Consider the following 14,708-nt stretch of genomic DNA (forward strand, 5'->3'; position numbering starts at 1 on the left):
CCCCTCAGCCTCTGCGCGCTGAGCACGGCGACACCCGACCCCCCACGAGCGGGCCGGCACCCATCAGTCCCAGCACCATTCCCTGAGAAGGACTCTCGCGATGAACCTGTGGGTCAAGCGCGGTCTGCAGACGGCACTGCTCACCGGAGGCCTCCTGGCCACCGGCAGCGGTATCGCCTCAGCCGACACCGGAACCGGCCTCCTGACCGGCAACACCATCACCGTCACCATCGCCGCCCCCGTCGACGTCACCGGCATCACCGCCGGCATCCTCGGCGACGCGACCACCAGCTCCACCGGCGGCGCCACCACCCCCGCCCCGGCCCCGGCCGCCGCACCTGCCGCATCCAGCGGTGGACTGCTCTCGGGCAACACCGTGGACATCGACGTCGCCGCCCCCGTCAACGTCGGCGGCATCGCCGCCGGCGTCGCCGGTGACAGCACCGCAGACTCCACCGGCGGAGCGTCCACCGCCCCGGCCCCTGTGCCGGCCCCCGCGCCGGCCCCGGCCTCCTCCTCCGGGGGCATCGCCTCCGGCAACGACGTCGACCTCGACGTCGCCGCCCCGATCAACGTCGGCGGCATCGCCGCCGGCGTCCTCGGTGACGCCGCCGCGAACTCCACCGGCGGGGCCTCGACCACCCCGGCCCCCGACGCCCCGGCCACCGGGGCGGGCACCTCCGGCGGGATCGCCTCCGGCAACGACGTCGACCTCGACGTCGCCGCCCCGGTCAACGTCGGCGGCATCGCCGCCGGCGTCCTCGGTGACGGCACCGCGACCTCCGACGGCGGCGCCAGCACCGGCACCGCCCCCACCCCGGCCACCGGGACCACCGGCTCGGGTGGGATCGCCTCCGGCAACGACGTCGACGTCCCCGTCACCGTCCCGGTGAACGTCTGCGGGATCGGCGTCGGCCTCCTCGGCGACGCGGCTGCTGACTGCACCGGCGGCTCCACCGCCGGCGGCACGACGCCCACCCCGGGCACCACCCCGACGAACCCCGGCACCGGCACCACCGGCTCCGGCAACGACGTCGACGTCCCCGTCACCGTCCCCGTCAACGTCTGCGGCATCGCCGCCGGCGTCATCGGCGACGCCTCGGCCGACTGCACCGGCGGCTCCGCCACCGGCGGCACCACCCCCACCACCCCGGGCACCACGCCGACCACGCCCGGCACGACCCCGGGCACCGGCACCGTCGGCTCCGGCAACGACGTCGACGTCCCCGTCACCGTCCCCGTGAACGTCTGCGGCATCGCCGCCGGCGTCATCGGCGACGCCTCGGCCGACTGCACCGGTGGCGCCACCACCGGCGGCACCACCCCCACCACGCCGGGCACCACGCCCACCAACCCCGGCACCGGCACCGGCACCGGCACCGGCGTGACCGTCCCGGTCACCGTCCCCGTCGACGTCTGCGGCATCGCCGCCGGCGTCCTCGGTGACGCCAGCTCGGACTGCACCGGTGGAGCCACCACCGGCGACACGACCCCGACCCCGGGCACCACGCCGGGCACCGGCACCGACGTCCCCGTCACCGTCCCGGTGGACGTCTGCGGCATCAGCGTCGGCCTCCTCGGCGACGCCGCCACCGACTGCACCGGCGACACCACCCCCGGCACCGACGGCCCCGGCGGGCCCGGCATCGAGGTCCCCGTCGACGTCTGCGGCATCGCCATCGGCCTGCTCGGCGACGCCGCCGCCGACTGCGGCCCCGCCACCCCCGGCACCCCCACCGACCCCGAGACCCCGGGCACCCCTGAGGACCCGACGGACCCCGAGACCCCGGTGACCACCCCGGAGGACGCCACCACCCCGGAGACCCCCCGCGGCCTCACCCCGGTCGTCCTCACCGGCACCACCCCCGTCGCCAACGCCGTCACCTACGACGCCGGCACCGACGACCAGAACACCAGCACCGACGAGACCCTCGCCTACACCGGCGCCGACCTCACCACCCCGCTGCTGGCCGCCCTGCTCGCCCTCGCCCTCGGCCTGGGCCTGACGACCGCCACCCGGCGCCGCCAGCACCAGCAGTAGAGACCCCCACAGGGCACCACCGGCCCGACCACCCCAGCCAGGGGCGGTCGGGCCGGAGGTGTACCCGGGCCATGGAGTGACAGGGACGCGGGAACCGCGCCCTCCCACTCCACCAGCAGGCTCAGGTCAGGGGCACGCACAGGGCATCGGGGTCGTCGGCGCAGAGGGCTCCGATGCTGGGCGTGGCCAGCTGGAAGGGCTGGTCTCCGGCGCCGTGGACCCGGAGCGCGTCGATGCGGATGCTGAACGTCGAGAACACCTCGGCGCGCCCCTCGGGCGTCGCCGGCGTCACCGCGTCGCGCAGCACGATGTAGGCGGTCACGTCGCCGTCCGGCCCGCCGTGCCACCAGAACGTGTCGGTGGGCTGGAACGGGGGGTCGTCCTGGCAGTAGGGCTCGTCGGCGCCGTCGAAGAAGACCCCGAGCGGCGCGATGTCGGCCGGGGTGTCCGGACCGGGCTCGACGGTGAGGTGCCCCGCGACGTCGGACCCCTCGAAGCCGATCGTCACCGCGACGTACTGCAGCCCGGCCGCCTCGACCCCGCAGTCGTCCCGCCACTCGCTGATGCCCGGGACCAGTCCGGTCTGGGTCACGCCCCGCACCACGGTCAGGTGGTCGGAGCCCAGGCGCGCGGTCGAGACGTCGACGGCGGCCAGAGTGACCGGGCCCGGCGGTGGTGCCGTGGTCGTGGGAGCCACGACAGGCACCGGGTCCGGTGCCTGCTCCTCAGGGTCAGCCAGCGCCGAGGCGAACCCGCACCCCGCCGTCATCAGCAGCACCGCAGCCGCCGCCCCCACCACCCGCAGACCCCGCACCGGACCCCCCGTGACCGTTCCGAGCCCGGAGGGTCCCACGGCGCGGGGCCGCGCGGGGGGATCAGCGCTGCAGGTGTGCCTGCGACTGCTGCGCGGTGCTCACCAGCGCCTGGTCGGAGGAGATCCGGGAGACCTCCACCGACTGGGCGGGCAGCAGGCTGGCCAGCAGCCAGTCGGTGCCCACCCGCACCCGGTTGTTCATCGAGGGCAGCGCGTACAGGTGGTAGCCGCGGGCGACGATCTTGGCCAGCGGTCCGCGCAGCTTGATGCCCAGCGGCTTCGCGACGGCGTCCCGACCGCCGAGGTCGGCGACCAGTCCCAGGTCGCGGTGCTTGTACGGCCGGGCCCGGCCCACCCCGAGGCTCGCGGCGACGTTGCGGCCCAGCGCGGTTCCCTGGCGCTGGGCGTGCTGGGCGGTCGGCGGGGTGACCGGCTGGTCCTGCGTCGTGCCGGCCGGGGACCAGTCCGGGCTGGCCAGGTCGGGGACGGCGGCGGCGTCGCCACCGGCCCAGACGCCGTCCACACCCGGGACGGCGAGGTCGGCGTCGACGACGAGCCGGCCCTTCTGCAACGGCAGCCCGAGCGTGCCCACGAGCGGGCTGGCGGCCACGCCGGCGCCCCAGATGAGGGTGCGGCTGGGGATGGTGGAGCCGTCGGTCAGCTCGGTCTCGCCGTCCCGGGCCTCCTTCACCGTGACACCCAGCCGGACGTCGATGCCCCGGCGGTGCAGCGCGTCCATCGCCACGGCACCCAGGTCGGGGCCGAGCTCGGGCAGCACGCTCTTGGCGAGGTCGATGAGCACCCAGGAGATGTCGGCGGGACGGACGCGGGCCCAGCGGGAGGCGATGGTGCCGAGCCAGTACTGCAGCTGGGCGACGATCTCGGTGCCGGTGTAGCCCGCACCCACGGCGACGACGGTCAGCCGCTGACGGCGCTCGGCGTCGTGCTCGGGGCCCTCGGGCAGGGCGTCGGCGCGGTCGAGCTGGCGCAGCAGGTGGTCGCGGAGGAACTGGGCCTCCACGAGGGTCTTCACCCCGTGGGCCCGCTCGGCGACGCCGGGGATGTCGAACTGGCGGGTGATCGAGCCGGGGACGAGGACGAGCCGGTCGTAGTGCTGGACGTGCTCCCCGTCGACGGCGCCGCCGTCCTCGGTGGTGGTGACGGTGACCGTCTTGGCCTGTGGGTCGACCGAGGTGGCGCTGCCCAGGAGCACCCGGGTGCGGCGCAGCTGCTGGCGCAGCGAGACGGCGATGTGCCGGGGCTCGACGACGCCAGCGCTCACGTCGGGCAGGAGCGGGCTGTAGAGCAGGTAGTCGCTCGGGTTGACCAGGACCAGCTCCGCGGCCTCCGGCGGGAGCGTCTTCTCCAGCCGACGCAGGGCGTGGAAGCCGGCGAAGCCCCCTCCGACGACGACGACCACCGGGCGGGACTGGCTCATGACGGCTCCTGACGAGTGCGGGCTGGACGGGTCACCGCGCCGTTGCGACACCCATCTCCTGCCCACCCGCCCCGGGGGCGAACCCGTCTGGTGGGTCACCCCGGTCTCGGATGACCCGCTCAGCCGGGCCCGAACAACCGCAGCTGGACGGTGGCGGCGAACCGGGCGTCGGCGTCGCCCAGGTCGAGCTCCCCGACCTCCGCCACGCGCCGCAGGCGGTAGCGGAACGTGTTGGGGTGCACGTAGAGCGACGCGGCGGCCGCGGTCACGTCGCCGAAGGTGTCGAGCCACGCGCGCAGGGTCTCCACCAGGCGGCTGTCGTGCCGGCTGTCGTAGGCGGCGAGCCGGGCGACCGGACCGGCCGGCCGGTCCCCCCGCGCGGCAGCCAGGTCCCGCAGGTCCAGCAGCAGGGACTCCACGTGCACGTCGACCAGCCGGGCCACGCGCACCGGACCGGGTCGTCCCCGCAGCACCCGCAGCGCCCGGTCGGCCGCCGTCCGCGCCGCGGCGACCCCGGCCACGTCGGTCCCGGGGACCCCCAGGCCGATGACGGCGGGGATCCGGCTGCCCACCCGGTCCAGGAAGTCGGTGGCGATCCGGACCGCCCGCTCCTCGCCGTCGGCCCCGGGGACCGGGACCAGGCCGTAGGTGGCGTGCCCGACCAGCGCGGTGGCCGACCGCGGGTGCACCGCCCCGAGGTGGACGGCGAAGGCGTCGGTGAGCCGCTGGCGGTCGTTGGCCAGCCCCGCGTCGGCGTCGGCGTCCCCGACGGCCCGCTCCCCGGGGGTGGCACCGTCGGCGACCGCGAGGGCGAGGACCGCCACGGGCTGGTCGCCCAGTCCCAGTCGCTGCAGGGCCTCCCGGGCACCCGCGCCGCCCTCCAACGCGGTGCTCACCAGGTCCGCGCGCAGCCGGCGGTGGACGTCGGCGCCGGCCCGGACCCGCAGCATGTGCAGCGCCACCAGGGTCGCCGCCTCGCACAGCGCCTCGGTGCGCTCGGGGCTGAGCCGGTCCCGCAGCACGACCCAGATGGAGCCCAGCACCTCCTCCCCGGCACGCACCGCGATCGCCGCCCGGGGCAGCGACGCCGAGCCGTCGACGGCCGGCACCGGGTCGACGAGCACCGGCCGGTCGCTGCGGTAGAGCTCACGGAAGACCCCGCGCTCGGTGAGCGTCCGGGAGTAGGACTCGGGCACCTGCAACCCCAGGACGGTCTCGACGCGACCCCGGTCGGCCTCGTCCTGCCGGCCGGAGAAGGCGAGCACGCGGTTGCTGCGGTCCTCGATGGTGATCGGGGCGTCCAGCAGCGCCGCCACCGCGTTGGCCAGCGAGAACAGGTCACCCGAGGGCAGCCCGCCGAGGGACTCCGGTGCCCCGAGTCCGACGTCGCCCTCGGCCAGCAGCGCGCGCAGCATCGCGGCCAGCTGGGCCCAGGTCGCGCCCCGGGTCAGACCCAGGAGCGCCACCCCCGATCCGGCGGCGGCGGCCAGCACCGCCGGGGTGGCCGCCACCGGGGCCCGCAGCACCAGTCCGGCAGCACCGCACCGGCCCAGGTGCTCCAGCAGCGCCGTCACCGCGACCGGGTCGGCCACCCCCACGCCGAGCACCAGGGCGGCCGGGGGCAGCTGCGGTTCGTCGATGGGGTCGTGGATGACCACCCCGCCCAGTCGGGGAACCGCCTCGGGGTCACCGTGCAACAGCTCCAGGAGGGTGGTGCCCAGGTCGTCCAGCACCCGGCGCAGCCCCGCCTGCGGTCCTCTGCTCACCCCGGCGCACTCCCGTCCGGTCGACGACTCAGGACCGGACCGGACGGTACCGCCCGGGCTCAGACGGTCAGCCACTCGCTCCAGGTGGTCACGTCGGCGAGGGTGTCGGGCAGCGGGACGACGCCGGTCCCCGGCCCGGTGGGCACGGCGAGGTGACCGTCCTCGAGCACGAAGGGGTCGGTGACGTCGGCGGCGTAGTACCTGTCCGACGCCGACGTGTCCCCGGGCAGCGTGAAGCCGGGCAGCGCGGCCAGCGCCACGTTGGCCGCCCGCCCGATGCCGGTCTCCAACATCCCCCCGCACCACACCGGCACCCCGTGGGCGGCGCACACGTCGTGGATGCGCCGGGCCTCCAGGTACCCGCCGACCCGACCCGGCTTGACGTTGACGATCGAGCACGCCCCGAGCGAGATGGCCGCCGCCGCCGCCCGGGCCGAGGTGATCGACTCGTCCAGGCACACCGGGGTGGTGATCTGCCGGGCGAGGGCGGCGTGCCCGAGCACGTCGTCCTCGGGCAGGGGCTGCTCGATCAGCAGCAGGTCGAAGGGGTCCAGCCGGGCCAGGTGCCGGGCGTCGGAGACGGTGTAGGCGGTGTTGGCGTCGACCTGCAGCAGGACCTCGTCGCCGAACCGCTCGCGGACCGCACGGACCGGGTCGACGTCCCAGCCCGGTTCGATCTTGAGCTTGATCCGCACGTACCCCTGGTCGAGGTAGCCGCCCACGGCCTCCAGCAGCTCGGGGACCGAGTCCATGATGCCGACCGACACCCCGCAGGGCACCCGGTCGTGCACCGCACCGAGGCGCCGGGACAGCGGGGTGCCGGCGGCCCGCAGCTCCGCGTCGAGCACGGCGAGCTCCAGGGCGGCCTTGGCCATCCGGTGTCCGTGCACCGGGGCGAGCACCTCGGCCACCGCGGCCGCGTCGACCCGTCCGGCGGCGGCCAGCCGGGGCACCAGGAAGCGGCGCAGCACGTCGACGGCGCCGTCCACGTACTCCTCGGAGTAGAGCGGGTCGGCCATCGCCACGCACTCGCCCCAGCCCTCGGCGGCGGCCGTGACCACCCGGACCAGCAGCACGTCCCGGTGGGTCTGGGTGCCGAAGGAGGTGCGGAACGGGGAGACCAGGGGCAGCCCGATCCTCCGCAGCTCGATGCCCTCGACGCGGTCCTCGATCAGCTCCACGGTGTCCTCTCGGCTGTCCTGTCCTGCGGGGCGCGGGTGACGTTCGGGGGGCCGGCGGGACGCCGCTCCAACACGTACCAGCCGGCCCGGTCGAAGCCGGTCACCCGGCCGCCGTCGGCCAGCAGCGGGTGCAGGGCGTCGCGCACCGCGGACCGCCAGTGCGCGGCCAGCGCGGGGTCGGTGCGGCGCAGGGCCTCCACGTCGGGCGGGACGGCGACCAGCACCACGTGACCGTCGGTGGTGCCGGCCACCGGCCCACCCGTGGCGGAGGGGCCCAGGGCCACCACGGCACCACGGGCCCGCTCGGCGACGGCGTCGGCGGGGTGGCTCTCCCCCCGGCAGGCTGCGACCACCCGTGGGGCCCGCAGGTCCCAGCGCACGAGCAGGCGGTCGGTGGCGTCGTCGCCGTTGATCTCGTCGCGCATGCCGCCGTAGTGGTCGGGCAGGTACTCCACGGCCTGCGCGCCGAGCTTGCCGGTGTTGAACCAGGCATTGCGGGCGACCAGCGGGTCGAAGGTCCAGGTCACCTCGGTGACCCCGCGCTGCAGCGCCCAGGCCCGCTGGTGCAGCTTCAGGGCGAACCCGACGTGGCGGCCCCGCGCGGCGGGGGACACCCCGGCGATGTGGCTGTGCAGCGACCCGGCCGCCGGGGCGGCGAAGAACCCGACGCAGGCCCCGACCAGCTCCGCACCGTCATAGGCCCCGACCACGTAGCTGCCGGCCGTGGCCAGCGCCCGCAGCAGCTCGGTGGTCAGCGGGGGGTTGGCCGCCCGCCGCCAGATCGCGTCGAACAGCTCGGTCACCTCGACCAGCTCGGCGACGGTGCGCACGTCCCGCACGCCGACGCCGGCGGCCCGCGCGGCCGTGTCGGCGGCGGCGGTGGCCTCCCCGAGGGTCACGCCCCCTCCCCCGCGTCCCGGTGGTCGGCGAGCAGGTCCGACAGCAGCGCGCCCAGCAGCGCCAGCCGGCCCGGCAGCTCCCCGACCAGCACGTGCTCGGAGTCCGCGTGCGCGCCGCCACCGACCGCACCCAGACCGTCCAGGGTGGGCACCCCGACCCCGGCGGTGAAGTTGCCGTCGGAGGCGCCGCCGACCGAGACCCCGGTGAGCGGGGGCAGACCGAGCCCCTCGGCGAGCTCGGCGGCCCGGGCGAACAGGGCCGCGGACGTGGCCGGTTCCATCGGCGGGCGGTTCGGGCCCCCCGTCACCTCGAGCCGGGCCCCGGGGAGCACCGGGCGCAGCCCACGGACGGCGACGTCCACCCGGTCCTGCTCGGCGGCGTCGCGCACCCGCACGTCCACCGCGACGCTGGCCCGGGCCGGCACGGTGTTGCTGACCGTGCCCGCGGTCGACGCCGTCGGGGTCACCGTCGTGCCCCGCTCGTCGTCCCCGAGCCCGGCCAGGGCCAGCACCTGGTGGGCCAGCTCCACCCCGGCGTTGACCCCGCCCGCCGGGTCCAGCCCGGCGTGCGAGGCCCGTCCGGTGACCGACACCGTGTAGAGCGAGACCCCCTTGCGGCCGGTCTTGAGCCCCCCGCCGTCGGCGGCGGCCTCCAGCACCAGTGCGGCCCGGCAGCCCCGGGCCTCGTCCTCGATCAACGCCCGGGAGGTGGGCGAGCCCAGCTCCTCGTCGCCGGTGACCAGCACGGTCACCCCGTCGGGGTCCGGCAGTGCGGCCACCGCGGCGAAGGCGAGCACCAGCCCGGCCTTCATGTCCAGGCACCCCGGCCCGCGGAGCACCCCGTCCTCGACCGACCAGGGGTGGGTCTGCGACGACCCCGTCGGCCACACCGTGTCGTGGTGGCCCAGCAGCAGCACCCGCGCCGGCCCGGTCCCCAGCCTCCAGCGCAGGTGGGTGCGGCCCTCGAGCACGATGCGCTCGGGCTCGACACCCAGCCACCGTCGCCCCACCCCGGCGACGACCTCGGCGCTGCGGGCGACCGCGGCCAGGTCGGCCGACGGCGACTCGCAGCGCACCAGCTCCTCGACGTCGGCGAGCAGGTGCGCCGGCACCGGGCCGGTCACCGGAGCACCCCGACGGGCACGGCGCCGGGGATCGCGGCCAGCAGCTCCCGGGTGTAGGGGTGCTGCGGCTCGCCCAGCACCCGGGCGGACGGGCCCTGCTCGACGATCCGGCCCTCCCGCATGACGGCGATCGTGCTCGCCACGTACCGCACCACGGCCAGGTCGTGCGAGATGAACAGCATCGAGGTGCCCAGCTCCCGTTGGAGCCGGCGCACCAGGTTGAGCACCGTCCCCTGGATGGAGACGTCCAGGGCGGAGGTGATCTCGTCGGCGATCACGACGTCCGGTCGGGCGGCCAGCGCCCGGGCCACGGCCACCCGCTGGCGCTGCCCCCCGGACAGCTGCGCCGGGTGCGACCGGGCGCGGGCCGGGTCCAGCTCCACCAGCTCGAGGAGCCGGGAGACCTCGGCCCGCCGGTCGGCCCGCGACGTCCCCCGGGGCACCGCCTCGCCGATGCTGTCGCCGATGGTCATCCGGGGGTCCAGCGAGGAGTACGGGTCCTGGAACACCATCTGCACCGGCCGCCGGCCCCTGGTCGGCAGCGGCTCCCCGTCGAGCAGGATGCTGCCCCCGGTGAGCGGGGCGAGCCCGACGGCGGCCTTGGCCAGCGTCGACTTGCCCGAACCGGACTCCCCCACCAGACCGACCACCTGCCCGTCGGGCACCACCAGGCTCACCCCGTCGACGGCGGTGTGCCCGGTCCGGGCGCTGCCGTAGTGCACCCGGACGTCGTCGAACCGCAGCTCGCTCATGCCACCTCCTCCTCGTCCCGACCCCGGCCGGCCCCGGCCAGCACCGGTCGGTGCACCCCGTCGGCGTCGTCGGCGTGCCAGCACGCCACCCGCCGCCCGGCCTCGTCGGCCACCAGCGGCGGGTCCTCGGCCAGGCAGCGGTCCGACGCCAGCGGGCACCGCGCGGCGAAGGCGCAGCCCGGTGGCTGCGCCGAGGGGTCGACGGGCCGGCCGGGGATGACCGGGAGCGGCTGGTCGAGGTCCACGTGCATGTCCGGCACCGTGGCGACCAGTGCCCGGGTGTAGGGGTGCCGGCCCTCCGACAGCGCCGTCGCCGGCAGGTCCTCCACGACACGGCCGGCGTACATGACCAGCACCCGGTCGCACACCTCGCGGACCACGGAGACGTCGTGGCTGATCAGCAGCAGCGCCACGTCGTCGTCCCGGCGGATGGTGGCCAGCAGGTCCAGCACCGACCGCTGCACCGTGACGTCCAGGGCGGTGGTCGGCTCGTCGGCCACGATCAGCGCCGGCCGGCCCATCAGGCCCATGCCGATCATGGCGCGCTGCCGCATGCCGCCGGAGAACTCGTGCGGGTACTGCCGCGCCCGCCGTTCGGGCTCGGGCACCCGGACGCTGCGCAGCCGGTCGACCGCACGGGCCGACGCGTCCGACCGGGACAGGCCCTGGTGCTGACGGGCACCCTCGGCCAGCTGGGTGCCGATCCGCGTGGTGGGGTTCAGCGACGTCATCGGGTCCTGGAACACCATCGCGAAGCCGGTGCCGAGCAGCTGCCGGTGCGCCCGGTCACCCCCCGTGCGCAGGTCGGTGCCCAGGAAGTCCAGCCGCCCGGAGGTCACCTCGCCCGGTTCCTCCACCAGCCGGGCGACGGCGAGCGCGGTCAGGGACTTGCCCGAGCCGGACTCCCCGACGACGCCCACGGCCTCGCCCCGACGCACCGTGAAGGTCACCCCGCGCACCGGACGCACCGGGCCGTGCGCGCCGGGGAAAGTCACCGACAGGTCTCGGACGTCGAGCACCAGGTCACCGGTGCCACGGACCGCGGGCTCGGTCGCCGGGGCCTCGTCGTCGGTCCTGCTGCGCCGGCGACGCGAGGGCAGGGCGCCGACCGTCGTGGTCAGCCCGATGCCCTTGGCCACCGCCTCGCCGAAGAGGTTGAAGGCCAGCCCCGCCACGACGATGGCGACGCCCGGGGCGAGGGCGGCCTCCGGGTGCCGGTAGATGCCCGACAGACCGTCCTGCAGCAGGCGGCCCCAGTCGTAGTCCGGCGCCTGCACCCCGAGCCCGAGGAACGACAGCCCGGCGAAGGCCAGCAGTGCGCCGCCGGCGCCGATGGTGGCGTTGACGACCAGCGGCTCGGCGATGTTCGGCAGCACGTGCCGCAGCAGCACCCGGACCCGGCTCACCCCGGCGATCCGCGCGGCCAGCACGTAGTCCCGCGACGCCACCCCCGCCGCCAGCGTCGAGGTCAGCCGGGCGAACGCCGGGCCGCCCGCGATGCCGATGGCCAGCACGGCCCCGGTGGCGCCGACGCCGAAGACGACGGCGAAGAACAGCGCGAGCAGCAGGCCCGGGAAGGCGACGGCGACGTCGACGCCCGCGGTGACCAGCCGGCCGATGCGCCGGGGCAGCACCACCGGGGCGGTGCCCAGCAGCAGCCCGACCACCACGGTGATCGCGGTGGCGACCAGGGCGAGCTGCACCGAGAGGCGGGTGGCCACCAGCACCCGGGCGAACAGGTCCCGGCCCAGGTTGTCGGTGCCGACCCAGTGCGCGGCCGAGGAGCCCTGCAGCAGCGCATCGGTGTCGACCGCGTCGGCCCGCTCCCCCCACACCAGCGGCGCCACCGCGGCCAGCACCAGGACGGCGAGCAGCAGCAGGCCGGCGCTGATGCCCACGGGGGTGCGCAGCACCGCACCCCAGCGGCCGCGGGCCTCCGACCGGCCCGCGCCGGCGACGGGGACGAGGGCACCCGGCACTCCGGCGGTCATCAGTTCTCCCGGATCACGGAGCGCGGGTCCAGCAGCGACAGGACGACGTCCACGCCGAGGTTCACCAGCAGCACGCCGGCGCCGTAGACGAGCACGACGGCCTGCACGACGGGGTAGTCCTTCTCCAGGATCGAGGACACGATCGTGCTCCCCAGGCCCGGCCAGGAGAAGACGTTCTCCACCAGCACGGTGCCGGCCACCAGCGCGCCGAGGAGCAGACCGCCGAGGGTGATGGCGGCGGTGAGGGCGTGCGGCAGCGCGTGACGCAGGTAGACCCGGGCGGCCGGCAACCGCTTGGCCCGGGCGGTGCGCACGTGGTCGGCCCGCAACGCGGTGAGCATCTCCACCCGCATGATCCGGGCCAGCGCGGCGGCCGGCCCCAGCGCCAGGGCCAGCACCGGGAGGAGGTAGGACGACGGGCCGGTCCGGCCGGCCACCGGCAGCCAGCCCAGCGTCACGCTGAAGACGTAGACGAACGCCACGCCCAGCAGGAAGTCCGGCACGGCACCGAGCACGGTGCTGCCGGAGGAGAACGCCAGCTCCGCCCGACGACGCCGGCCCCCGCGGGTCAGCACGGCCATCCCCACCCCCACCGGGACGGCGATCGCGATCACCACGACGAAGGACAGCAGGGCCAGCTCCAGGGTCGCCGGCAGCCGCTGGCCGATGATCTGCGAGACCGGGAGCGAGCTGCCCAGCGAGGAGCCCAGGTCACCGGTGAGGACGCCCCGCAGGTGGTCCAGGTACTGCTGCCACAGCGGGTCGTCCAGGCCCAGGGAGGCCCGGCGGGCCGCCACCAGCGCCGCCGGTGCGGTGGGCCCCAGCGCCGCCCGCACCGGGTCGCCCGGGATCAGGTGCAGGATCAGGAACGAGGCGGTAAACAGCACCCACAGGGAGACCAGCAACCGTCCGCCCCGCCGCAGGGCGAAGCGCAGCCACGGCCGCCCGCCCGGCCTGCTGCGGGACACCACCGGGGTCCCCGCCGCGCCGTCCACCTGCTCGGTCGTCGTGCTGCTCACCGCCGCTCCCCTCTCCGTCGTCCTGCCCGGTCCGGTCGGGGTCAGCCGACGGTCATCCGGATGCTGGTGGGGATGAGGCCGTCGCCGACGGCGAACTCCGCGCCGTTGCCGAAGAAGGTCGTCTCCTGGTTGGCGAAGGGGAAGACGTCGGCCGACCCGACGAGGGCCGCCTCGGCCGCCAACCACGTCTGGCAGCCGTCGGTGCCCTCCAGGGCGGACGCCTCGGCGACCGCCGCGTCGTAGTCCGCGTTGGCGATGTGGGCGAAGTTGTTGCCGTCGGGCACGACCGGGCCGGACACGAAGGGCACCACCTGGTCGGGGCTGCTGACGTTGAGCGCCACCCAGGCGGCGTCCCAGTCACCGGTGCTGAACAGGGTGTCGATGGAGGCGGTCTCGTCCTGCGGGGTCACCTCGACGGTCACCCCGAGGTCCTGCCAGGCGGCCGTGACCAGCTCGGCGGCCGCCGAGCCGGAGGCGCCGAGGTCGGTGTCGTAGAGGAACGTGACGGCCAGTGGCATGCCGTCCTTGGCGCGGGTGCCGTCGGAGCCGGCCACCCAGCCGGCCTCGTCCAGCGTCGCCGCAGCGGCGTCGGTGTCGAAGGTCGGGAAGGCGTCGGAGACCGAGTCGCCACCGCAGGCCGAGGGCGCGGAGGCGGCGAAGCTGGTGCCCGGACCGCCGCGACCGGAGCTGAGCACGGTGGCGACCTGCTCGTAGTCGACGGCCTGGGTGAGCGCCAGACGCACGGCCGGGTCGGCGCTGGGTCGGCCGGCGGTCTGGTTGTACCACTGCTCGCCGAGCACGGCGGTGACGCTGGTGGAGAACAGACCGGCGGCCTCGAGGCGGTCGTAGTCCGGGCCGATGACCTGTCCGGCGGTCACCTCGCCGGACAGCAGCTGGTTGGCCGCGGTGGTCTCGTTGGGCACGATCTGGAAGACCACCTGGTCCGGGGTGCCCTCCTCCGACGTGCTGGCGCCGTCGGGGCCCCAGGTGTAGTCGTCGCGGACGGTGTACGTGTAGTGGTCGTTCGGGACGGCCTCGGAGAGCTGGAACGGCCCGGTGCCCAGCGTGGAGTCGGTGAGCTGGTCGCGGTCGGCCAGACCGGCCGAGCAGACCATCGGCACCCCGGCCAGCCCGTTGAGCACGAACGGTGCAGGGGCGGCCAGGGTCAGGGTGACCGTCCCGTCGCCGGCGCCCGCGGCGGTGACGCCGTTGGGCACGAAGACGCCGAGGAACGGGCTCTGGTTCTCCGGGTCGGCGACGAAGTTGATGTTCTCCGCCGCGTCGGCGGCGGTGAACGGGGTGCCGTCGGAGCAGGTGACGTCGGGGTCCATGGTCAACGTGACCGTCAGGCCGTCCACCGACCAGTCGGTGGCCAGCTGGGAGACGACCTGCCCGTCGCCGTCCAGCCCCAGCAGCGAGTCGTAGGCGAAGTGGGTGATCTGGAACAGCCCGCTGGCCGCCGAGGCCTGCGGGTCCAGGTTCCCCGGGTCGGCGGCCACCGCGAAGGTGAAGGTCCCGCCGGAGGCGACGGCAGCGCTCCCGCCGTCCCCACCTCCGCAGGCGGTCAGTGCCAGGGCGGCGGCGCTGGTGCCGACGACGGTCCGGACGAGCCTCATGGGTGGGTCCTCTCGGGCGGGGTGGGCCAGACGCTGCCTGGTGGCGGGGTGCCGGTGTTCGTCGGTC

Annotated in this window: 10 protein-coding genes and 1 pseudogene; 1 reads left to right on the top strand and 10 read right to left on the bottom strand. The window is 75.8% G+C overall.

The genetic code is table 11. The features are described from left to right. The first annotated feature begins 100 nt into the window (after positions 1-100). Positions 101-2,041, top strand: a complete 1,941-nt coding sequence (locus F1C76_02660; GenBank protein ID QNG35652.1) for a DUF320 domain-containing protein — start codon at positions 101-103, stop codon at positions 2,039-2,041. Between the two features lie 121 nt (positions 2,042-2,162). Here the strand turns inward: F1C76_02660 and F1C76_02665 are convergent, their stop codons facing one another. The 10 genes and pseudogenes from F1C76_02665 to F1C76_02710 form a co-directional block, all read right to left on the bottom strand. Next, positions 2,163-2,738 (bottom strand): hypothetical protein, encoded by a 576-nt coding sequence (locus tag F1C76_02665; protein ID QNG35653.1) that lies wholly within the window; start codon positions 2,736-2,738, stop codon positions 2,163-2,165. A gap of 178 nt (positions 2,739-2,916) precedes the next feature. Further along, positions 2,917-4,293, bottom strand: a complete 1,377-nt coding sequence (locus tag F1C76_02670) for an NAD(P)/FAD-dependent oxidoreductase (protein QNG35654.1) — start codon at positions 4,291-4,293, stop codon at positions 2,917-2,919. Between the two features lie 119 nt (positions 4,294-4,412). Then, a complete protein-coding gene (locus F1C76_02675) occupies positions 4,413-6,059 on the bottom strand; it encodes a PucR family transcriptional regulator (protein ID QNG35655.1) in 1,647 nt (548 codons plus the stop codon). A gap of 59 nt (positions 6,060-6,118) precedes the next feature. Continuing rightward, a complete protein-coding gene (menC, locus tag F1C76_02680; protein ID QNG38957.1) occupies positions 6,119-7,231 on the bottom strand; it encodes an o-succinylbenzoate synthase in 1,113 nt (370 codons plus the stop codon). 71 nt (positions 7,232-7,302) lie between these two features. Further along, positions 7,303-8,139: pseudogene (locus F1C76_02685) on the bottom strand (GNAT family N-acetyltransferase). After that, positions 8,136-9,251: a M20 family metallopeptidase gene (locus tag F1C76_02690; GenBank protein QNG38958.1), complete on the bottom strand. Its 1,116-nt coding sequence runs from the start codon at positions 9,249-9,251 to the stop codon at positions 8,136-8,138. Before F1C76_02690 ends, F1C76_02685 begins: the two are co-directional and overlap by 4 nt. Positions 9,252-9,259: 8 nt before the next feature. Continuing rightward, complete coding sequence (locus F1C76_02695; GenBank protein ID QNG35656.1) at positions 9,260-10,015, bottom strand: ABC transporter ATP-binding protein; 756 nt, start codon at positions 10,013-10,015, stop codon at positions 9,260-9,262. After that, positions 10,012-12,006, bottom strand: coding sequence for a dipeptide/oligopeptide/nickel ABC transporter permease/ATP-binding protein (locus F1C76_02700; protein ID QNG35657.1), 1,995 nt, complete (start codon positions 12,004-12,006; stop codon positions 10,012-10,014). The genes F1C76_02695 and F1C76_02700 overlap by 4 nt, the downstream gene beginning before the upstream one ends. Next, positions 12,006-12,977 carry an ABC transporter permease gene (locus F1C76_02705; GenBank protein QNG38959.1) on the bottom strand — a complete coding sequence of 324 codons (972 nt, stop codon included), beginning with the start codon at positions 12,975-12,977 and terminating at the stop codon, positions 12,006-12,008. Before F1C76_02705 ends, F1C76_02700 begins: the two co-directional genes overlap by 1 nt. A gap of 89 nt (positions 12,978-13,066) precedes the next feature. Further along, positions 13,067-14,641 carry an ABC transporter substrate-binding protein gene (locus F1C76_02710; protein QNG35658.1) on the bottom strand — a complete coding sequence of 525 codons (1,575 nt, stop codon included), beginning with the start codon at positions 14,639-14,641 and terminating at the stop codon, positions 13,067-13,069. Positions 14,642-14,708: the final 67 nt, after the last annotated feature.

It is taken from the genome of Geodermatophilaceae bacterium NBWT11, from assembly GCA_014218215.1.
Lineage (GTDB): Bacteria > Actinomycetota > Actinomycetes > Mycobacteriales > Geodermatophilaceae > Klenkia.